This window comes from Gemmatimonadota bacterium (genome assembly GCA_040882465.1).
In the GTDB taxonomy this organism is placed as follows: Bacteria; Gemmatimonadota; Gemmatimonadetes; order Longimicrobiales; family Gaopeijiaceae; genus JBBEBG01.
On record JBBEBG010000027.1, the window covers coordinates 39978 to 60255 of the forward strand.

Annotated in this window: 19 protein-coding genes; 17 read left to right on the forward strand and 2 right to left on the reverse strand. The window is 66.6% G+C overall.

Annotated elements, in window-relative coordinates; all coding sequences use genetic code 11:
- Positions 1-55: 55 nt before the first annotated feature.
- Entirely contained in the window at positions 56-1735 is a 1680-nt protein-coding gene (locus tag WEG36_09920; GenBank protein ID MEX1257923.1) for a DUF5916 domain-containing protein, read from the reverse strand.
- 192 nt (positions 1736-1927) lie between these two features.
- Between WEG36_09920 and WEG36_09925 the strand changes: the two genes are divergently transcribed.
- Together WEG36_09925 and WEG36_09930 are read left to right on the forward strand one after the other, a co-directional pair.
- Positions 1928-2404: a heme-binding protein gene (locus WEG36_09925; protein MEX1257924.1), complete on the forward strand. Its 477-nt coding sequence runs from the start codon at positions 1928-1930 to the stop codon at positions 2402-2404.
- 76 nt (positions 2405-2480) lie between these two features.
- Positions 2481-3074 carry an SRPBCC domain-containing protein gene (locus WEG36_09930; GenBank protein MEX1257925.1) on the forward strand — a complete coding sequence of 198 codons (594 nt, stop codon included), beginning with the start codon at positions 2481-2483 and terminating at the stop codon, positions 3072-3074.
- A 30-nt stretch (positions 3075-3104) separates the two neighbouring features.
- Here the strand turns inward: WEG36_09930 and WEG36_09935 are convergent, their stop codons facing one another.
- Complete coding sequence (locus WEG36_09935; protein MEX1257926.1) at positions 3105-5579, reverse strand: ABC transporter permease; 2475 nt, start codon at positions 5577-5579, stop codon at positions 3105-3107.
- 119 nt (positions 5580-5698) lie between these two features.
- Here WEG36_09935 and WEG36_09940 point away from each other — a divergent pair, with 119 nt between their 5' ends.
- The 15 genes from WEG36_09940 to WEG36_10010 all read left to right on the forward strand — a co-directional run bounded on the left by WEG36_09940 (position 5699) and on the right by WEG36_10010 (position 20271).
- Entirely contained in the window at positions 5699-6250 is a 552-nt protein-coding gene (locus WEG36_09940) for an RNA polymerase sigma factor (GenBank protein ID MEX1257927.1), read from the forward strand.
- Positions 6247-7026, forward strand: a complete 780-nt coding sequence (locus tag WEG36_09945) for a zf-HC2 domain-containing protein (GenBank protein MEX1257928.1) — start codon at positions 6247-6249, stop codon at positions 7024-7026. The genes WEG36_09940 and WEG36_09945 overlap by 4 nt, the downstream gene beginning before the upstream one ends.
- A 19-nt stretch (positions 7027-7045) precedes the next feature.
- Positions 7046-7966 (forward strand): DUF4097 family beta strand repeat-containing protein, encoded by a 921-nt coding sequence (locus tag WEG36_09950; GenBank protein MEX1257929.1) that lies wholly within the window; start codon positions 7046-7048, stop codon positions 7964-7966.
- A gap of 55 nt (positions 7967-8021) precedes the next feature.
- Entirely contained in the window at positions 8022-10481 is a 2460-nt protein-coding gene (gene leuS / locus WEG36_09955) for a leucine--tRNA ligase (protein MEX1257930.1), read from the forward strand.
- Between the two features lie 93 nt (positions 10482-10574).
- Positions 10575-12659 carry a transketolase gene (gene tkt, locus WEG36_09960; protein ID MEX1257931.1) on the forward strand — a complete coding sequence of 695 codons (2085 nt, stop codon included), beginning with the start codon at positions 10575-10577 and terminating at the stop codon, positions 12657-12659.
- 158 nt (positions 12660-12817) lie between these two features.
- Positions 12818-13294 (forward strand): Na+/H+ antiporter subunit E, encoded by a 477-nt coding sequence (locus WEG36_09965; GenBank protein MEX1257932.1) that lies wholly within the window; start codon positions 12818-12820, stop codon positions 13292-13294.
- Positions 13291-13587, forward strand: a complete 297-nt coding sequence (locus WEG36_09970) for a monovalent cation/H+ antiporter complex subunit F (protein ID MEX1257933.1) — start codon at positions 13291-13293, stop codon at positions 13585-13587. Before WEG36_09965 ends, WEG36_09970 begins: the two co-directional genes overlap by 4 nt.
- The gene (mnhG, locus tag WEG36_09975) at positions 13587-13901 is read left to right on the forward strand and encodes a monovalent cation/H(+) antiporter subunit G (GenBank protein MEX1257934.1); all 315 of its coding nucleotides are present in this window, start codon (positions 13587-13589) and stop codon (positions 13899-13901) included. The genes WEG36_09970 and mnhG overlap by 1 nt, the downstream gene beginning before the upstream one ends.
- 1 nt (position 13902) lies before the next feature.
- The gene (locus WEG36_09980; GenBank protein ID MEX1257935.1) at positions 13903-14457 is read left to right on the forward strand and encodes a DUF4040 domain-containing protein; all 555 of its coding nucleotides are present in this window, start codon (positions 13903-13905) and stop codon (positions 14455-14457) included.
- The gene (locus WEG36_09985; protein ID MEX1257936.1) at positions 14458-14883 is read left to right on the forward strand and encodes a Na(+)/H(+) antiporter subunit B; all 426 of its coding nucleotides are present in this window, start codon (positions 14458-14460) and stop codon (positions 14881-14883) included. It abuts the gene before it with no gap.
- Entirely contained in the window at positions 14880-15317 is a 438-nt protein-coding gene (locus WEG36_09990; protein ID MEX1257937.1) for a cation:proton antiporter subunit C, read from the forward strand. The genes WEG36_09985 and WEG36_09990 overlap by 4 nt, the downstream gene beginning before the upstream one ends.
- Positions 15317-16798 (forward strand): monovalent cation/H+ antiporter subunit D family protein, encoded by a 1482-nt coding sequence (locus WEG36_09995; protein MEX1257938.1) that lies wholly within the window; start codon positions 15317-15319, stop codon positions 16796-16798. The genes WEG36_09990 and WEG36_09995 overlap by 1 nt, the downstream gene beginning before the upstream one ends.
- On the forward strand, positions 16795-18282 hold the full coding sequence (locus WEG36_10000; GenBank protein ID MEX1257939.1) for a monovalent cation/H+ antiporter subunit D family protein: 1488 nt from the start codon (positions 16795-16797) through the stop codon (positions 18280-18282). Before WEG36_09995 ends, WEG36_10000 begins: the two co-directional genes overlap by 4 nt.
- Positions 18279-18587: a hypothetical protein gene (locus tag WEG36_10005; protein ID MEX1257940.1), complete on the forward strand. Its 309-nt coding sequence runs from the start codon at positions 18279-18281 to the stop codon at positions 18585-18587. The genes WEG36_10000 and WEG36_10005 overlap by 4 nt, the downstream gene beginning before the upstream one ends.
- Positions 18577-20271, forward strand: coding sequence for a Na(+)/H(+) antiporter subunit D (locus WEG36_10010; protein ID MEX1257941.1), 1695 nt, complete (start codon positions 18577-18579; stop codon positions 20269-20271). Before WEG36_10005 ends, WEG36_10010 begins: the two co-directional genes overlap by 11 nt.
- The last annotated feature ends 7 nt before the right edge of the window (positions 20272-20278 follow it).

Genomic DNA, 20278 nt, shown 5'->3' on the forward strand with positions numbered 1-20278 from the left:
TGATCTGCCGGATCCAGGAGATAGACGCCGGCCGCGGGCTGTAACTCGCCGAAAGCTAGGTCTGCCGGAACCCCCTGCGGCGCACGAAGCCCAGCTCGGGATTGAAGTCGTCGCCCACGACGAGGTAGTCGAGGCTTCCCCCGAAGAGGTCCGTGTCGTAGTTGAAGCGCCCCCGGTAGCTCTGGTCGTTCCCTTCGAGTCCCGGCGTCCGCGACCGCGCATAGTGGGTGACGAAGTTCGCCTCGTCGTTGAATCCGAAGGAACCGTCCACCCCCCACGCCTGGTTCGACTCGCCGGGCGCCGCGAGCGAGCGGGAGCGGTTTTCGAGGAGGACCCCGATGTTACTCCGCGAAAAAATGTCTCGCCGGAGCCGCAGCACGGAGAAGTTCGTGGACACGGCGCCGATCTCGGCCTCGTCGGCGGTCTGGATGCTCAACACGCCGACGTCGAAGGAACCGATCTTCCCCGTGAGTCTCCCGCCCCCGAGCACCCGGACCGGGTCGCCCCCCTGAATTCCGATGCGCCGCGAGTAGAAGAGAGTGGGGGCCGAACCGCCGCCACCACCGCCCGGCCCTCCCGGACCGGTGCCTCCCACCCCAAAATCGAAGATCCCGCGCCCCTCCAAGAAAAACTCCCGCTTCTCCGGAAAAAAGAGATTGAAGCGGGTGAGGTTCACCTGCTGCTCGTCCACCTCGACCTGCGCGAAGTCCGTATTGACGGTGAGGTCGAGCGTCAGGTTCTGCGTGACGGCATATTTGACGTCGAGCCCCACGTCGGCCGCGAAGTCGTTCTCGATGGCCGGGTCGGCGACCAGGTCCGTGCTCAGCCCGGAGGTCAGGTAGGGCTTCACCTCGATGTTGCGGCCGACCGGGGGTGCCTCGATTCCGACGAGGTCGCCATACATCGAGACCCGAAAGACCCCGTTGGAGCCGGGCCCGACGACCTGGAGGGGGAGCGGGGTGAGGTAGATCCATTCGTTGTCGCGGAGGACGGATCGCCGCATCTGGATTCCCCACACCTGCTCGACTCCCGGACGGTAACGAAGCGACTTGAAAGGAATCGCCATCTCGACCGTCCATCCCCCGTCGAAGCGGCCCGTCCGAACCTCCGCTACCGGATTCCAGTCGAAGTTGGGGTTCCCCTCGTTGGTGATCTGGAGGTCCGCGAAGCCCCCGATCGGATTTACGAAGAAGGCGAGGGAGTTTCGCCCGTCATGGTAGGTGTCCAGATAGACTCCGAAGGAGTCGTTCGCGCGAAGCTGGTTCGAGTCGCGCCGCATCTCGTTCGCGATCCAACCATCCTCACCCTCCGAGTCCCAGATCCGCGCCGAGACGTAGACGTTCGTGTCATCGAAGGCCATCCAGGCTTCGGTCCGCTCCGTGGGCTCGCCACCCTCGATCGGAACCGCCTGGACGAAGTCGGAGACCGCGGGGGTGTTCGCGTAGAAAGGCTCGTCGAGGCGACCGTCCGCCTGGATCGGGGTGTCCACGCGGAAGGCGCGGACCGTGGTGTTCCCCGCGGCGTCCCGCGTCATGGCGGCGGGAGCGGCCGAAGTCGGAGCCGGCTGCGGGGGACCCACCGTCCCCGGCGCATCCGCTTCGGGGACGGACTGTCCCTCGATTCCCACCGGGGCGAAGAGCGCACCCCCGGCCAGGGCGAATAAAACCGCGAACGAGAGGGCGGGCGCGCTGACCCGCGCACGGGGCCCGCGCGGTCGAATGCCGACTGGCGTCATGCCGGCCCCGGGAAGCGTTTCAGCTGAAACTTGGTTTGGGGTTGAAAATCACCCCGGCCTCGAGGACCGGGGCATTCGAAAGGTACAGAATCGCGGATCCGCCGGATACGAGTCTCCGGACCCTCGAGCCGCCCGCCGTGTATCCTCCACCTCCCGCAGTTCGAGTTTCCAGTCCGCCCCATGGAGCGTTTCGTGAATCTTCGCGTGTTTGGCGTGCTTGGACCCTTGCCCCTTCTCCTTCTCGCCCTTCCCTTCACTGCCCCGAGCGAGTCGGCGGCGCAGGCGGCGCTTTCGCTCGCTGCGGCGGAACGGGCGGCGGGCGCCGCACAGGCCGAGGCTGAGGCGAACAACTGGAAGGTCACGATCGTGATCACCGACGCCGACGGAGTTCCGGTCCTCGTGCGGCGACTCGACGGCGCTTCCGCCCGCTCCTTCGACTTCGCGATGGGGAAGGCGCAAACCGTGATCGCCGCCGGAATGTCCACGGCCGACTATGTCGCGGGCGTCGCGGCAGGGACGGTCACCGCGATCCCCGACGCGACGGCGATCCCCGGGGGCGTTCCTATACGGATCGGCGACACGATCGTCGGCGCCATCGCGGCGAGTGGAGTGCGCCCCGACCAGGATCTCCAGGTCGCGGACGCGGGCGCGGCGGCCTTTCAACCGTGAACGCGAGGGGCGCGGGCCTTCCGGCCGTGAACGTGCGTGCGGGGGCCTTCCGGTTGTGAACGCCGGAGCGAGCCGCGTGTGGGTGGCGGCATTTGGCCTTTGGTGCGCACTCGGAGGGCGCCCGCCCGCGGCCATCGCGCAGATCGCGGCCGGTGGAACGGCGGCGATCGAGGATGTCTCCTATCGGGACGACGCGGGAAGGCGTGTCCTCGCGATCCGGACCACGGTGGATGCCCCCGTCGGCGAGGTCTGGGGGCTCTGGACCACTTCCGAAGGGCTCCGGAGCTGGATGGCCCCGGTCGTCGGGGTGGAACTCGAGGTCGGAGGAGTTTGGGAGGCGAGTTACGACCGGACGGCCCGGCTCGGCGCGGACGGCAACATCCGAAATGAGATCCTCGCCCACGTCCCGAGCCGGATGTTCGCGATGCGGGTCGCCGCGGTGCCGCCCGGTTATCCCTTCCCTCTCGAGACCGTGCGCGAGGCCCACACCGCATACCTCTTCGATCCGGTCTCGGACGCCTCCACGCGGATCACCGTCTATGGGATGGGGTACGGGGAGGGTCCGCTCTGGGATGCCATGTACGACGTCGGCGTGCAGACGACGCGGTATACCCTCACGGAGTTCCGAAACCGTCTTCTGAACGGCCCCGTGAACTGGGACGCTCGCTGACGGTCGCACCTCGGGCCGACCCTCTCCCGCTCAATCCTCCCTCAGCGCCGCCACCGGATCCATCCGGCTCGCCCGCACCGCGGGGAGATAACTCGCGACGAGCGCGACCGCGGTGAGGAAGAGGGGCGCCGCGATGAAGGTGGCGAGGTCCGTGGGCTGAATCTCGTAAAGACGCGACGCCAGGAATCGCGTGAGAGCCAGCGAACCCAGGACGCCGACGGCGACCCCGATCGCTGCGAGCATCCCGCCCTGGCGCAGGACCAGCGCCCGCACCTTCCCCGCCTCCGCCCCGATCGCCATCCGGATCCCGATCTCCCGCGTGCGCTCCGCCACCGTGTACGCCATGACGCTGTACGTTCCGACTCCGGCGAGAAGAAGGGCGACCCCGGCGAAGAGGCCGAGGAGGAGAGTGAGGAAACGCGGTGCAGCCATGGAGCGCGCGACGTTCTCTTCCATGGTCCGGACGTCCGAAACCGGGAGAGAAGCGTCGAGCTCACGCACGACTCGCTCGACGGATGGTGCGAGCGACGTCGGGTCCCCCGTGGTGCGAAGGACGAGGTACATCGTCCGATACGAGAGGCCGAGCTGTGTGACCTGCGGGTGGTAGAAATAGAGTTCCGTTCCGACCTCCCCGTCGAGACCGGACTGTTTCAGGTTCTCCACCACCCCGACGACGACAAGCCAGTTCTCATAGCCGAACGGACGAATCCGGCGGCCGACGGCGCTTTCGCCAGGATAAAAGAGTTCCGCCAAGCGCTCGTTCACGAGCATGACGGGCGCATCCGGCCCGGCGTCCGCCGGCTCGAACCCGCGCCCCTCGACGATCTCCACTCCCATCGCTTCGAGGAAATCGGCCTCGATCCCCGTCCAATAGTCCACGTTTTGGGACGGGCCATCCGGTCGCGGAACGAAGCCCTCGAACTCCGTGTCGTTCGCATTGAGCGTCTGGACCGGCGGCAAGGCAGAGGTCGCGGTCGCGGCCACCACTCCCGGAAGCGCGCGGAGCCGATCGAGTAGCCTCCCGTAAAACGCCCCGACGTCCGTGTTTTCGGGATATCCGGAGGTGGGCAGGGAGAGCTGCGCGGTCAGGACCCCCTCCGGCTCGAATCCGGCATCAACGTTCTGGAGGGCGAGGATGGAACGGAGCAACAGCCCGGACCCGGTGAGGAGGATCACCGCGAGACCGATTTCCGCAACCACGAGCCCCCGCCGGACCCGGACCGCGGAGGTGCCCCGCGTCGTGCGCGTGCCCCCGGCTTTCAGGGTGCTCCCCACCCGCGCAAGCGTCGTGCTGAGAAGCGGTGCGAGGCCGAAGAGAACTCCGGTCGCCACAGCGATCAAAAGGGTGAAGGCCACGACCGTGCCGTTCAGCCCGATCTCCGCGGTGCGGGGCACTCCGTCCGGATTCACGCGAAGGATCGCGCCGATCGCGAGGCGTCCGAGAAGGAGTCCGACTCCTCCGCCGAGAATGCCGAGAATCACCCCCTCGGTCAGAAGTTGTCGGGTCAGGCGGCCTCGCCCCGCGCCCATGGCGACGCGGACCGCGACCTCCCCAGTGCGACGCTCGGACTTGGCGAGGAGAAGGCTCGCGACGTTCGCGCAGGCGATGAGGAGGACGAAGCTCACGGCCCCCATGAGGAGGAGGATCGTCGCGCGAACCTCACCGTACGCGTCGTCCACGAAGTTGGTGGCGGTGATCGGGTGCCCCTCGGCGCTGATCGCGTGGGTCGTCCCGTACTCCTCCGGCCAGCGCATCTCGAGGCGGTCCAGATCGGCCGCGGCTCGTTCGAGCGTCACTCCGTCGGAGAGCCGGCCGATCACGTTGATGAAGTGATTCCCGCGGCGGTTCGCGTGGTCGTTCGGGTCCACGTTCTGCGCGCGGTTGAGCGGGGTCCAGAGATCCACCCCCGCGTCCTCCAGGTCGAACCCTTCGGGGAGGACGCCCACGATCGTCGTTGCCTCACCGCCGACCCGAACCGTCCGGCCCAGGATCGCAGGATCGGCGGCGAAGGCGCGCTCCCAGAGGCCGAGGGAAATCATCGCGACCGGCGCGACCCCCATCCGATCCTCCTCCTCGGTGAAGGCGCGCCCCAGGACGGGCGCGACGCCGAGGGTGGGGAAGAGGGTCCAGGTTGCGACGGCTGAGGGAACGCGAAGGGGCCGGTCGTCCGTTTCGATGGATCCCGTCCCGATCCGATATCCGCCGACCTCGTCGAAGACCTCGTTCCACTCCCGCAGCTCGTAAAACTCTGGTGGGGAGACCCAGAAGCGGTCGAAATCTTGCCCTGGGAAGGCGGTCGTGATGTTCACGAGCCGTTCGGGGGCCGCGTAGGGGAGCGGCTTGAGGATGACGCCGTCGAGGACGCTGAAGACGGCCGAGTTCGCGCCGATCCCGAGAGCGACGGTGACGATCGCGACGGCGGCGAATCCGGGGGACCTCCGAAGTTGGCGAATTGCGTATCTAACGTCGTCCACAAGGTCGCCCAGGAGATTCCGGGCAGGCATCGCTCCCCTCCTCCTCTCGAGATTCAAACCTTTTGCGAAATCCTCTCGTCGTATGTAATGACGAGTGGAGAGGATCGAAAGGTTGCAAGCACCCTCTGGACGGCGAGCCACGGAACCGGGTGGAGTCCACGACGCTTTCGCGAAACCCAGGAGACCCTCGCGCCCTCACGGTCCGGGCACGGGACGGCGACGTCCAGTCCTTCGAGGCGCTCTACCGCGCGCACCGGGGCCGCGTCTTCGGCGTCTGCCTGCGGATGGCGAGGGGAGGAGACGAGGCGGAAGGGTGGTCGCAGGACGTCTGGGTTCGCGTCTGGGAGCGGATCGGATCCTTTCGGGGCGAGAGCGACTTCGGGAGCTGGCTCCACCGCCTCGCGGTCAACCTGATCCTCGACCGGCTCCGAAGTGACGCGCGGCATCGCGAGTGGATGCGCGAAGACGAGGGGGCGGTGGAGTCCGCGGCCTCCGCCCGCGGAATCGGCCGGGAAGAGCGGGTGGATTTGGAGCGCGCGGTCGAGGCGCTCCCGGACGGGGCGCGGACGATTTTCCTCCTCCACGACGTGGAGGGTTACAAACACCGTGAGATCGCGGATCGCCTGGGGGTGGCGGAGGGAACGGTAAAGGCCCAGCTCCACCGGGCGAGACGCTTGCTTCGAGAGGCATTGGAACGATGACACATCCATCCGACGAACAGCTTCAAGATCTCGCCGACGGCCTCGTCTCGGCGAGCGAGCGGCGAGCGCTGGCCGAGCACCTCACCCTCTGCGCCGACTGCCGGAGCGCGCTCGACTCGATCGAGCGGCTCAGGGAGGGGGCACGACAACTCGCGGTGGATGTGGCGCCACCGGAAGGAGAATGGGACGCGATCGAAGATCGTATCGCTGGACCGGGGGCGTGGAGGGCAGCGCGGGCCCAAAGCCGTGTGGGTGCGGCCGACGGGATCAGTAGCGGACACGCGACCTTCACGCCCCACTTCGGCGGGGGCGACGATCCCTCGGAGCGAGGCGCCGCGGGAATGCCCGGCTGGGCGGGCGGTCTCCGCTGGGCCGCCGTATTGGTTCTCGCCATCGGACTCTCGTGGGGGCTCGTGAGCCTCCCCTCCTGGCTGGGGGGCCGGTCCGGTGACGTCGCCTCGAGCGCGTCGCCGGCGCCGGAATCCAACGCTCGCGAGCTCGTGGGCGCGCGTACCGCGGCCCTCCTCGAAGGCGCGTACGCCCCCTCCATCTCCGAGCTCCAGCGGATCCTCGCCGACACGCGCGACCAGCTCGACCCGGAGACGGTTCAGGTCGTGGACGAAAACCTCGCCGTCATCGAAGAGGCGATCGCGCGGGTGCGCGCCGCACTGGAGTCGGATCCCGCGAGCGCGCCGGCGCTCCGGTCCCTCGACTCACTTTTCAACGCGCAGCTCCGGGTCCTCCGGGTCGCGGCAGCACTGCCTCGTGAAATCTGAACCCCAAGGAGAACCTTCCATGGTGCGGCATTCGAAAGGTGCGGCGCTCGCGAGGATGGCCGGTGTGGCGTTGCTGGCCGCCTGGACCGCTGTCCCCCTCCTCGGGCAGGACATTCCGATCAACGAATTGCGCCCGCTTGGTCCGGGCGGGACAGTTCAGATCGACGTCATTCAGCACTCGATCACCATCGAGGTCTGGAATCGGAACGAGGTCGAAGTGAGGGGGCAATACAACCCCGCCTTCGAGCAGCTCGACATTGACGCCGACGCCGAATCCTTCTCTTTGGAGATCGACCGGCGGAATATCCGCGGGAATGGAGGCGGCGGCACACTCACGGTCCGAATTCCAGCGGGCGTGGAGCTCGACGCGGAATCCGTTTCCGGAGAGGTACGGGCGACGGGAAACGCCAACTCGGTCTCCCTCGAGAGCGTGAGTGGTTCCGTTACTTACGCGGGGGATTCCCCCGAGGTGCGCCTGAGCTCGGTCTCGGGCTCCGTGAGTTACGCGGGGACGGCGGCGGAAGCCCAGCTGGAGAGCGTGAGCGGGAGCGTGCGCCTGGAGGGGAATGTGGGAGCGTTGGACGCCGAATCCGTGAGCGGGGCCGTGACCGTCATTTCGGGGACGCCCGTGCGTGAGTTGGACCTCGAGACCGTTTCGGGGTCAGTGACCTTCACCGGATCCCTCGCTCCGGGAGGCGAAATCGCCATCGAGAGCTTCTCGGGGCGCGTCGAGATGGCGCTCGACCCCGCCACGGCCGCCCGCTTCGAGCTGGAGACCCTTTCGGGATCCATCAGCGTCGCGCTTCCCGGAGTGCCGGACGACATCGCCCGGAGCGGCCGTTTCGGTCCCTCCGAGACGGCCACCTTCGTGACTGGAAACGGGAACGGGTCCGTCGAGGCCTCAACCCTCTCGGGGAGCATCGTCATTCGGGCGAGGTGAGGTCGCGGCCCGCGGCGCCTTGGTCCCATGAACCCCGGGGATTAACATTCCCCGCATGGCCAACCAGGAGCCCGACCGCTACCGCCCGGGAGAGGTCGAATCGAAGTGGCAGAGCCGCTGGGAGGAGCGGGGAACGAACCGCTTCACCGAGGCCGCGCTCCGCTCCGCTGCCGCCCCCTATTACAATCTCATGATGTTCCCCTACCCCTCCGCGGAGGGGCTCCACGTCGGAAACATCTACGCTTTCACCGGCGCGGACGTACATGGGCGCTTCCAGCGCCTGACGGGGAAAAACGTTTTCGAGCCGATGGGCTTCGACGCCTTCGGAATCCACTCGGAAAACTTCGCCATGAAGGTCGGCGTCCACCCGATGGACCTGATTCCGAAAAATGTCGCGAACTTCACCCGCCAGCTGCGGCGGATCGGGGGGATGTTCGATTGGGACCATTCGGTGGACACGACCTCGCCGGAATACTACCGGTGGACGCAGTGGCTATTCCTCAAGCTTTTCGACGGCGGGCTTGCGGAGCGGAAGGAGGCCCCGGTCAACTGGTGCCCCTCCTGCAAGACCGTGCTCGCAAACGAGCAGGTGATCGGCGGTCTCTGCGAGCGGTGCGACACCCCAGTCGAGCAGCGGCGGATCGCGCAGTGGTTCTTCAAGACCTCGGATTACGCGCCGCGCCTTCTCGAGAACCTGAAGTCGCTGGACTGGTCAGAGACGACCAAAAAGGCGCAGGAGAACTGGCTCGGGCGGAGCGAGGGCGCGCTTCTCCGCTTCCCCGTCGCTGGACAGGAGGGGCGGGTGATCGAGGTCTTCACGACCCGCCCGGACACCGTCTTCGGCGCGACTTACATGGTCCTCGCCCCGGAGCACCCCCTCGTCGCGGAGGTCACGACCGCCGAGCGGCAAGTTGACGTCGCGGCCTACCAGGAGCGCGTCGCGCGGATGGACCTGGTGACGCGGAAAAAAACCGACAAGTCCAAGACCGGGGTCTTCACCGGGGGTTATTGCTGGAATCCGGCCACGGGGAAAAACATCCCTGTCTGGATCGCGGACTACGTGCTGATGGAGTATGGGACGGGGGCGATCATGGCGGTCCCCGGGCACGACGAGCGCGACTTCGAGTTCGCGAAGGCCTTCGGGCTCCCGATCCGCCGCGTCATTCTGGAGGCCGGCGGAGATCCTGGCGCGCCGCCCGAGGCCGCGTATGCGGGCGAAGGGACGCTCATGCACTCGGGGAACTTCGAAGGGACGCCATCCTCCGAAGCCCGACGCGCGATCACCGAGTGGCTGGGGAAGCGTGGGCTCGGAGCGCTCCGGGTGAACTACCGCCTCCACGACTGGTGCATCTCGCGCCAGCGTTATTGGGGGCCGCCGATCCCGATCGTGTACTGCGAACGGTGCGGGCCCGTCGGGGTGCCGGAGGATCAGCTCCCCGTCGTCCTTCCGCGCGTCGAGGACTTCAAGCCGGACGACTCGGGAGTGAGCCCGCTCGCGCGGGTGGAGTCGTGGTACCGGACCGAGTGCCCGAAGTGCGGGGAGCCGGGACGCCGCGAGACCGACGTCTCCGACACCTTCCTAGATTCGGCCTGGTACTTTCTCCGTTACCCCTCGGCGGACTCGGACGATGTCGCCTTCGACCCGGAGATCACGAAGCGCTGGCTCCCGGTGAACTCGTACATCGGAGGAAACGAGCACGCCGTTCTCCACCTCCTTTATTCGCGCTTCATCACGATGGCCCTGAAGGATCTGGGCCACCTCGAGTTCGAGGAGCCCTTCACCCGCTTCCGCGCGCACGGGCTCATCATTCGCGACGGCGCGAAGATGTCGAAGAGCAAGGGGAACGTCGTCGTCCCCGATCCGATCATCGAGGAATACGGGGCCGACACCTTCCGCCTCTATCTCATGTTCCTGGGGCCCTTCGAGGAGGGAGGCGACTACCGCGACCAGGGGATTCAGGGGCCTTTCGGCTTCCTGAAGCGCCTCTGGGAAACGGTGGTGCCGGTGGAAGAGCTGGGAAGCGGGACGCCGGATCCCACGGTGGAACGGAAGCTCCATCAGACCATCGCGCAGGTGACGGAGCAGCTTCCCGAGCTGGGCTACAACACCTCGATCGCCGCGATGATGGAATACCTGAACGTCGTGCGCGCGGGAGGAAGAAAGGCGGTCCGTGCCGAGGTGGAGCCTCTGGTCCCGATGATCGCCCCCTTTGCGCCGCACATCGCGGAGGAGCTCTGGGAACGCCTCGGCCACCAGGCCGGCCTCTTCGAGGGGGCGAGCTGGCCGGGCTTCGATCCGGAGAAGGCGAAGGAGAACACGATCACCCTCGCCGTGCAGGTGAATGGGAAGGTACGCGGGACGGTGCCCCTCCCCGTGGGGGCCTCCGAAGAGGCCGCGCTCGCCGCCGCGCGCGCGGAGCCGAACGTCGCCCGCCACCTGGAGGATGCGGAGCTTCGCCGCGTCATCTATGTTCCCGACCGCCTGTTGAACCTGGTCGTCGCGCAAGGCCGCTGACGCCCGGGCGGGGCCGCCCGCGCGCGCCTCGCCCCCGCCGCGCCGACCGGGGTCGCCCATTCACTGCGCCACAACCGTCCGACAGCCGAGCCGATGCCTTCCACACGGACCCTCGCCGGTCCCCTCGTCCTTCCCGACGCGCGCACCCTGCGCCTCTCCATCGATGCGGTCCGCGTCCTCTCGATGGACGCGGTGCAGGCCGCGAAGTCGGGACACCCGGGGGCACCGATGGCGCTCGCACCGGCCGGCTACCTCCTCTTCCGGCATCACCTCCGGCACAACCCGGCGAACCCCGAGTGGCCGGACCGCGACCGCTTCGTCCTCTCGGCGGGGCACGGTTCGATGCTCATATACTCCCTCCTCCACCTCACGGGATACGACCTCCCGCTCGAGGAGTTGAAGGACTTCCGCCAATGGGGGAGCCGCACCCCGGGGCATCCGGAGTTCCATCACACGCCGGGGGTCGAGACGACCACCGGGCCGCTCGGACAGGGGGTCGCGAACTCGGTGGGGATGGCGCTCGCCGAGCGGTGGCTGGCGGCACGATTCAATCGCCCGGGGCACACTGTGGTGGATCATTTCACCTACGCGATCTGCTCCGACGGGGATCTCATGGAGGGGATCTCGCACGAGGCGGCCGAGCTCGCCGGGCACCAGCGGCTGGGAAAGCTCGTCTGGGTCTTCGACGACAACGAGATCACGATCGAAGGGAGCACGGAGCTCGCTACCTCGACCGACCAGCTCCGCCGCTTCGAAGGATACGGGTGGCACGTCCAGCAGGTGGAGGACGGCAACGACCTGGATGCGCTCGACGCGGCGCTCCGGGCCGCCCGCGACGAGACGGACCGTCCGTCGCTCATCGCTCTCCGCACCACGATCGCTTACGGAAGCCCGAATAAGGCGGGGACCGCGGAGGCGCACGGCGCCGCGCTCGGTGTGGAGGAGGTGCGGCTCACGAAGGAGGCGCTCGGCTATCCATCGCAGGAGCCCTTCTGGGTCGCGAAGGAGGCCCGGGAGGAGTGGGAGAAAGCGGGACCGAGGGGAGCCGAGCTCGAGGGCGCGTGGCGGGAGCGGATGTCGGCGTATCGGGCTGAGTTTCCCCAGCTCGCGGCGGAGCTCGATGAGTGCCTGGGCGGAGAGCTCCGGGACGGCTGGGAGGCCTCGATCCCGGATTTCTCCGGAGCGGAAAAGGGGGAGGCGACGCGCTCGACTTCGGGAAAGATCCTCCAGGGGCTCGCGGCGGCGATCCCGAACCTCCTCGGGGGATCGGCGGACCTCGCCCCCTCGAACAACACCCTCCTCAAGGGGGCGGAATCGCTCCAGAGCGGGACGCCTGGCGGTCGAAACCTCCACTTCGGGGTGCGCGAGCACGCGATGGGGGGAATCCTGAACGGGATGGCGCTCCACGGCGGGGTGCGCGTATACGGCGGGACCTTTCTCATCTTCTCGGACTACATGCGCCCCTCGATCCGCCTGGCCGCGATCATGGGGCTCCCCGTGACCTACGTGTTCACGCACGACTCGGTCGGACTCGGCGAAGACGGTCCCACGCACCAGCCGGTCGAGCACCTCATGGCGCTCCGCGCGATCCCGAACCTGATGGACCTCCGCCCCGCGGACGCGGTCGAGACGGCAGCGGCCTGGCGTCTCGCGCTGGAACGGAGGGGAGGCCCGGCTTTCCTGGCGCTGACCCGGCAGGGAGTGCCGCCCCTTTCACGAAGGGAGACTCCGGATCCGGGGGCGGTCCTCCGGGGTGGGTACGTCTTCCGGGAAGCGGGGACCGGCGGAGCGGCTGACACAGGCGCGTCGGATGCGGGCGCGCCGAAAGTCATTCTGATCGCGTCGGGCTCCGAGCTTCAACTCGCGGTCGCGGCCTGGAAAACCCTCGAGGCGGAAGGGATTCCGACGCGCGTCGTGAGCCTTCCCAGCTGGTTCGTTTTCTCCCAGCAAGACGACGAATATCGCGAACGTATACTCCCGGCGGCTGTTCGGGCGCGGGTCGCCGTCGAGGCGGGGGCGACGCTCGGATGGCCACGCTGGATCGGTCCGGACGGCGAGGCGATCGGGCTCGACCACTTCGGCGCCTCGGCCCCTGGCGAGCGACTTTTCGACGAGTTCGGCTTCACCGCCACAGCGGTCGTGGAGCGGGCGAAGGCGCTCGTCCGCGAGTTGGATTGACGTCCGGGTACCCCTCCGATAATATCCGCACGCCGCAGCCCCAGGGAGCCACGACAGACACCCGCGCAGGCGGCCCCGCTGCGCCGATCCTGGGCAATCCGGACGGCGCGATCTTCCCGGCCGGGTCGACGTAGGCCTTGCAGCGAAGGACCGTGAAAATGCTCCGGGCCGCTATCCTCTTTCTTCTCCTCTTTGGCGTGTGGCTCGCCCTCTCCGGGCATTACACGCCGCTTCTGATCACCCTTGGACTCCTGTGCAGCGCGGGGATCGTCCTACTCGCCCTTCGGATGAGGATCGTCGACGACGAGGGGCTCCCCCTCGGCATGGCACCGCGGTTCGTCGCCTACATTCCCTGGCTCCTGCTGGAGACGATCCGTTCCAACATGGCCGTCGCGAAGGTGATCCTCTCCCCCTCCCTCCCGATCAGTCCGGTCCTCCTTCGGTTTCGTGCTCGGACGAAGACGGAGCTCGGGCGATTCCTCTTCGGGAACTCCATCACTTTCACACCGGGCACCACCACCTGCGAGATCGACGGGGAAGACCTTGTCGTGTACGCGCTGACGCGTGACTCGGCCGAGTCGTTGCAGGAGGGAGAGATGGTGCGAAGGGTCTGCTGGGTGGAGGGTTCCGAATGATCTTCTCGGCCGCCTCCGTCGCCGTGCTGGGCACCATGTTCATGGCCATGACTCGGGCTCTCAGGGGGCCCACGGTCTTCGATCGCGTGCTGGCCGTGAACATGTTCGGAACGAAGACGGTCCTCCTGATGTGCCTGGTAGGTTTCGCGGTCGGTCGCCCCGAGTTCATGGACGTGGCGATCGTTTACGCCCTGATGAACTTCATCGGGACGCTGACGATCCTGAAGTACTACGAGTACGGCGATCTGGCGGCGACGGAGCCGGCCGAAGACCGCCTGGAAGAGGTGGACTGATGGAAGTCGCCCTCACGGCATTGACCTGGGTGTTCCTCGGGCTGGGCTCGATCCTGATGATCGTCGGCGGAGTCGGAGTCCTTCGTCTCCCCGATTTTTTCTCGCGCATGCACGGGGCGGGACTGACGGATACGATGGGCGCCGGGCTGATCCTGATCGGGCTCATGTTCGAATCGGGGCTGTCGGCACCGACGGTCCGCCTCGTCATGATTCTGCTCTTCCTCTGGTACACGAGCCCCGTAGGGGGCCACGCCCTCGCCAAGGCCGCCCTCTCGAGCGGGGTGCAACCCATCCAGGACGGGGAGAAGCGCTGACATGGAATCCTTGATCGACTACGGCCTCCTGGCGCTTCTCGCGGTCACGGCGCTCGGGATCCTGACGCTTCGGAACCTCTTCGCCGTGGTCATGCTGATGGGGATCTACAGCCTCCTGTCGGCGGGACTCTTCGTGGTCCTCGACGCCCAGGATGTGGCCTTTACCGAGGCGGCGGTCGGGGCCGGGGTTTCGACGATCCTCGCCCTTGGCACCCTCTCGCTGGTGGGAAGGACGCGCAGGGACACGCCAACGATCCAGGTGATCCCGCTCCTGATCGTCGTGGGAACCGGCGCGGCACTCGTGTACGGAAGCTTCGGCCTTCCCGAATGGGGGAGCGCGGAGAATCCAATCCATCACCATGTGGCGCCGCGGTATCTCATCGATTCCGCCGAGGAGGTCGCCGTCGCCAACACGGTCTCCGCGGTGCTGGCCAGCTACCGCGGCTACGACACGATGGGCGAGACGACGGTCGTCTTTGCCGCCATGGTCGGAGTCTTCGCCCTCCTCGTGGCCGGCTCCGGCGCCGCGGCCTCCTCTCGGGGGAGAAAGCCGTAGGTGCAGAAGCAGCCGATCCCCCGCATCGCGACCAAGATCCTGATCCCCCAGATCATGATCTTCGGACTCTACGTCCACTTCCATGGCGATTTCGGTCCCGGAGGCGGATTTCAGGCGGGCGTGATTCTCGCCGGAGCCATCATCCTCTACGCCCTCATCTTCGGACTGAAGGAGGCCCAGCGGGTCCTCCCGATCTGGGCGGTGGTGGGGTGCTCGGCCATGGGGGTCCTCATTTACGCCGGCACCGGCGTCGCCGGACTCCTCCTGGGCGGTGAATTCCTGAACTACAACGTCCTCGCGCACGATCCGATCCACGGACAGCACCGAGGCATCTTGTGGGTCGAGTTGGGGGTGCTGATCACCGTCTTCGGGGTGATGGTGGGGCTCTTTTACGCCTTCGCAGGGAGGGGGCGGCGCCGCGCATGATCACTCTGGGGCATTTCAACTACGTCATCGTCATCGTCCTGATGATGGTCGGCTTTTATGTCCTGATTTCCCAGAACAACCTGGTGAAGAAGGTGGTCGGGCTGAACATCTTCCAAACCTCGGTGATCATCTTCTACGTCTCGGCCGGGAAGATCATCGGAGGAACCGCCCCGATTCTGATCGGGATGGAGGAGCACGGCGCCGCGGAGGAACTCGCAGGGGCAGGAGAAGCGGTCGCCGAAGTCGCCTCGCAAGCCGCGGAGAGCGTCGGGGAGGTCGTCTATTCGAACCCTCTGCCGCACGTTCTCATGCTCACGGCCATCGTCGTCGGGGTCGCCACGATGTCCATGGCCCTCGCGATCATCGTTCGCATCCGGGAGGCCTACGGTACGATCGAGGACGATGAGATCACCCTCATGGACCTCGAGTCGTGATGGGCATGCATTTGCCCGCACTTCAGGTCGTCATTCCCCTGATGGCCGCGGGGTTCGCACTTCTCGCCTGGCGCCCCCGGCTCTCCTGGACCGTCGCGATGGCGGCGAGCATCGCTTCCTTCCTGATCTCGGCCCAGCTCCTTCGGCAAGTCCTCGCGGACGGGCCGATCAGCTACAACCTCGGGGGATGGGAGCCCCCGTGGGGGATCGAGTACAGGATTGATGCGCTGAACGCGTTCGTCCTCTTCCTCGTCTCCCTGATTGCGGTCGTGGTGACGCCGTTCGCGCTCCGGAGCGTCGAGCAGGAAATCGCGGCGCCGCGCATTCCCTTCTTTTACGCGGCCTGGCTCCTGGCCCTGGCCGGCCTGCTTGGAATCGCGATCACCGGAGACCTCTTCAATGTCTTCGTCTTCCTCGAGATCTCCTCGCTGGCGGCCTATGCGCTGATCTCGATGGGGTCGGACCGGAGGGCGCTCTCCGCCGCCTTTCGATACCTCATCGTGGGGAGCGTAGGCGCGACCTTCATCGTCATCGGGATCGGCTATCTGTACGTGATGACGGGCACGCTCAACATGGCCGACCTCGCGGGCCGCCTCCCGGATGTGGCCGATCAGCGCCCGGTCATCGTGGGATTCGCATTTCTCGCGGTCGGGATCTGCCTGAAGCTCGCTCTTTTCCCGCTCCACCTCTGGCTTCCGAACGCTTACACCTACGCGCCCTCGGCCGCGACCCCCTTCATTGCCGCGACGTACACGAAGGTCGCGGTCTACATGCTGCTCCGCGTCTTCTTTACAGTCTTCGGCGAATCGTTCTCCTTCGACCTGATGCGGCTGGATGCGGTCATCCTCCCGCTGGCGCTGATCGGGATCGTCTCGATGTCGCTCGTCGCGATCTTCCAGCCCGACCTGAAGCGAATGCTGGCCTATTCGTCGGTCGCGCAGATCGGATACATGATTCTCGGGATCAGCTTCGGCTCCGTCACCGGGCTCACTGCGGCCACGCTTCACATGTTCAACCACGCCATCATGAAGGGCGCCCTCTTCATGGCGGTCGGGTGCATGGTCTACCGTTTGGAATCGTCGCGGATCGAGGATCTGGCCGGCGTCGGGCGCCGGATGCCGCTGACGATGGGGGCCTTCCTGATTGGCGGGCTCAGCATCATCGGAGTCCCCCTCACCGCCGGCTTCATCTCGAAGTGGTACCTCGTCCTCGGGGCAATCGAGCGGGGGTGGTGGCCCGTCGCGGCCGTGGTCCTCTTCGGATCCCTCCTGGCGGTCATCTACATCTGGCGGATCGTCGAGGTGGCTTATTTCCGGGCCCCCGCTGACGGGACGGCCACGGAACGAGTCGAGGCGCCTCTCCTCCTCCTCGTCCCCACCTGGATTCTCGCGCTCGCGAATCTCTACTTCGGGATCGACGCCAGTCTCACGACATCGGCGGCGTCCGCGGCGGCCTCCGCCGTCCTCGGAGGCGGGCCGTGACCGCGGAGCGCCTCGTCCTCCTCACGCTCGCGCTTCCCACGGTCGGGGCGCTCCTGATCGCGCTGACGGGCCGCTCCCCGAACCTGCGGGAGGGAATCACCCTCCTGACGAGCGGCGCACTTCTCGTCACGGTGCTGAGCCTCCTCCCGGCGGTCCTCGGGGGCGCCCGGCCCGAGGTCACCCTCGTCGAGATGTTTCCGGACATCGCCGTCCGCCTCGCGGTCGAGCCGCTCGGGATGATCTTCGCCTGCGTCGGGGCGATCCTCTGGCCGATCAACTCCCTCTATTCGATCGGTTACATGAGGGGAAACCAGGAGAAGAACCAGACGCGCTTTTACGTCTGCTTCGGGGTGGCGCTCGCTGCCGTGATGGGGATCGCCTTCTCCGGAAACCTTCTGACCCTCTTCGTCTTCTACGAGGTCCTGACCGTCTCGACCTATCCGCTGGTGACCCACAAGGGATCGGAAGACGCCGTGCGGGCGGGCCGGGTTTACCTCGGAATCCTGCTCACGACCTCGATCGGGTTTCTCCTTCCGGCGATCATCTGGACCTGGGCGATCTCCGGGACGGTGGACTTCGCCGCGGGGGGGATTCTTGCCGGTAGCGTCAGCGGACCACTCGTAGGCGTCCTCCTTGCGCTCTTCATGTTCGGGATCGGGAAGGCCGCCCTGATGCCGATGCACCGGTGGCTTCCCGCCGCGATGGTGGCGCCCACACCGGTCAGCGCGCTCCTCCACGCCGTCGCAGTGGTGAAGGCCGGAGTCTTCAGTGTCGTGAAGGTGCTGGTCTACATCTTCGGGCTCGATTTCCTGCGTGCCGAGTCCTCTACCCACTGGCTCATATACGCCTCCGGATTCACGGTGATCGTAGCCTCGATCGTGGCCTTCCGGATCCTGCGGGCCAGGGGCAACCTGAAGCGGATGCTCGCGTACTCGACGATCGCGCAGCTCTCCTACGTGATTCTCGCTGCCGCCATCATGACACAGATCTCGACGGCGGGCGCGGCGCTACACATTGTGGCGCACGCCTTCGGGAAGATCACCCTCTTCTTCGCGGCGGGCTCGATCTACACGGCGGCCCACAAAACGGAGATCTCGCAGCTCGACGGGATCGGCCGGCGCATGCCCTTCACGATGGGAGCCTTCGCGATCGGAGCCCTTTCGATGGTCGGGCTCCCGCCGACGGGAGGATTCATCTCGAAGTGGTACATGTTGGGCGGCGCCTTCGAGAGCGGAGATCTCCTCGCGCTCTCGATCCTCGTGGTCTCGACGCTGCTCAACGCCGCCTATTTCGGACCGATCGTTCATGCCGCCTTCTTCCGGAAGGAGGCGTCGGACCACGACGGGCACGGTCATGGGCACGGTGAAGCGCCCTGGCCCATCGTCGTCGCGCTCACCGCGACGGCGAGCCTGACCGTGCTCCTCTTCTTCTTCCCGGACGTCGCGACGACGCTGGCCCGACAGATTGTGGGACTCACCCCATGACACGAGCCTCGAAACACGATGAAGCCCATCCGGACCGCGAAGTCGAGGTCCCGCGCGTCGAACCGGATTCGACCCATTGGCTGGTCCGGCCGAGCACGATCCGGAAGTTATGGATCGCGATGGCCATCGTCCTGTTCCTGACGGTGATCCCGGACTTCTTTCTCGAGCACCACCCCTACTTCGGGTTCGACGGCCTCCCCGGGTTTTCGGCCGCCTTCGGGTTCGTCGCCTGCGTTTTCATGGTGATCCTCTCCAAGGTCCTGGGGATCTTCCTCAAGCGGACGGACCGGTATTATGGCGATTAGCTTTCCCCCCGGACTGATCCTCCTCGGCGGGGGGCTCCTCCTCCCCCTCCTGCAGGGAAGACTCCGCGAGGCGGCCGTCCTGGTCTTTCCCCTCCTCACCCTCGGCGCGGTGTGGACGGTCCCCGACGGAACCTCACTGGCCGTGCCCTTCCTGGGGTACGAGCTCGCCCTGGTTCACTCGACGACGCTCGGCCGCCTCTTCGCGACCGTCTTCTCGATCATGGCCTTCGCGGGGGGACTCTTCGCCCTCCGTCGCGCCCCCGTGGTGGAGCTGGCGGCCGCCTTCGCCTACGCCGGGAGCGCCATCGGCGTCACCTTCGCCGGTGACCTCCTGACGATGTTCGTCTTCTGGGAGCTGATGGCCGTCGGGTCTACCGTGGTGATCTGGTCCTCCGATCAACCGGGAGCTTACGGGGCGAGCATGAGGTACCTCTCCATTCACCTGATGGGTGGGGTCCTCCTGATGTTCGGGGTGATCGGCCACATCATCGACACCGGATCGGTCGCCTTCACCGCCATGCAGCCGGACAGCCTGGCGCACTGGATGATCCTGGCGGGCTTCCTCGTCAACGCCGGCGCCCCTCCGCTCGGAGCGTGGATCGCCGACGCCTATCCCGAAGCCTCCGCGACCGGAATGGTCTTCCTCTCGGCATTCACGACCAAGACGGCGGTCTTTGCGCTCATGGTCGGATTTCCCGGAGCGGGAATCCTGATCCCGATCGGCCTCTACATGTCCCTGTACGGAATCTTCTACGCCCTACTCGAGAACGACATGCGTCGCATTCTCGCGTACAGCATCGTGAACCAGGTCGGATTCATGGTGACGGCGGTGGGGATCGGGTCCGAGATGGCGCTGAACGGGGCGGCGGCACATGCTTTCACCCACATCATTTACAAGGCGCTCCTCCTGATGTCGGCGGGGAGTGTCCTGGTGATGACCGGCAAGAGGAAGTGCACGGATCTCGGCGGCCTCTTCCGCACGATGCCCTTCACCGCGACCGCGGGAATCATCGGCGCCCTGGCGATTTCGTCCTTCCCCTTCACTTCGGGGTTCGTGTCGAAGTCCATGACGAACCAGTCGGCGGCGGACGCGGCGCTCCTCGTCCCGTGGCTCATTCTGACGGCGGCATCGGCGGGGGTCTTCCTCCATGCCGGCATCAAGTTCCCCTGGTTCGTCTTCTTCCAGAAGGACTCCGGGCTCCGGCCGGCCGAGCCGCCCCTTTCCATGCGGCTCGCGATGGGACTCTTCGCCTTCGCCTGCATCGCCCTGGGCGTCGTGTATCAGCCCCTGTACCGGCTCCTCCCCTACGCGACGGAGTACGAGCCCTATACGGCGCTCCATCTCGTACAGCAGTTTCAGCTCCTCCTCTTCTCCGGGCTTGCCTTCTTCCTCCTCCTCCCGCTCATGAAGCGAACGCGGACGATCAGCCTGGACTTCGATTGGTTCTATCGGCGCTTCGGGACGATTGTCGCTCGAGAATTCGGAGTCCGGACCGGAGGTGCGTGGGCCCGCTCTGAGCGCCAGGTAGAGAAACGGGTGACGAAAGTCATCGAGGGGCTCTTCCGGACCCATGGCCCACACGGTGCCCTCGCCCGAAGCTGGCCGACCCGAAGCATGCTGCTTTGGGTCGCGATCCTTCTCGGGGCCTTCCTCTCCATGGAGCTCCTCCGGTTGATCATCTGACCCGAGG

Excerpts from the sequence above, each read along its gene's own strand:
- mnhG (MEX1257934.1), top strand. The coding sequence starts at position 13,587 with ATGGAAGTCGCCCTCACGGCATTGACCTGGGTGTTCCTCGGGCTGGGC.
- WEG36_09970 (MEX1257933.1), top strand. The coding sequence starts at position 13,291 with ATGATCTTCTCGGCCGCCTCCGTCGCCGTGCTGGGCACCATGTTCATG.
- WEG36_09995 (MEX1257938.1), top strand. The coding sequence starts at position 15,317 with ATGGGCATGCATTTGCCCGCACTTCAGGTCGTCATTCCCCTGATGGCC.
- WEG36_09935 (MEX1257926.1), bottom strand. The coding sequence starts at position 5,579 with ATGCCTGCCCGGAATCTCCTGGGCGACCTTGTGGACGACGTTAGATAC.
- WEG36_09950 (MEX1257929.1), top strand. The coding sequence starts at position 7,046 with ATGGTGCGGCATTCGAAAGGTGCGGCGCTCGCGAGGATGGCCGGTGTG.
- WEG36_10010 (MEX1257941.1), top strand. The coding sequence starts at position 18,577 with ATGGCGATTAGCTTTCCCCCCGGACTGATCCTCCTCGGCGGGGGGCTC.
- tkt (MEX1257931.1), top strand. The coding sequence starts at position 10,575 with ATGCCTTCCACACGGACCCTCGCCGGTCCCCTCGTCCTTCCCGACGCG.
- leuS (MEX1257930.1), top strand. The coding sequence starts at position 8,022 with ATGGCCAACCAGGAGCCCGACCGCTACCGCCCGGGAGAGGTCGAATCG.
- WEG36_09990 (MEX1257937.1), top strand. The coding sequence starts at position 14,880 with ATGATCACTCTGGGGCATTTCAACTACGTCATCGTCATCGTCCTGATG.
- WEG36_09945 (MEX1257928.1), top strand. The coding sequence starts at position 6,247 with ATGACACATCCATCCGACGAACAGCTTCAAGATCTCGCCGACGGCCTC.
- WEG36_09965 (MEX1257932.1), top strand. The coding sequence starts at position 12,818 with ATGCTCCGGGCCGCTATCCTCTTTCTTCTCCTCTTTGGCGTGTGGCTC.
- WEG36_09980 (MEX1257935.1), top strand. The coding sequence starts at position 13,903 with ATGGAATCCTTGATCGACTACGGCCTCCTGGCGCTTCTCGCGGTCACG.
- WEG36_09920 (MEX1257923.1), bottom strand. The coding sequence starts at position 1,735 with ATGACGCCAGTCGGCATTCGACCGCGCGGGCCCCGTGCGCGGGTCAGC.
- WEG36_10005 (MEX1257940.1), top strand. The coding sequence starts at position 18,279 with ATGACACGAGCCTCGAAACACGATGAAGCCCATCCGGACCGCGAAGTC.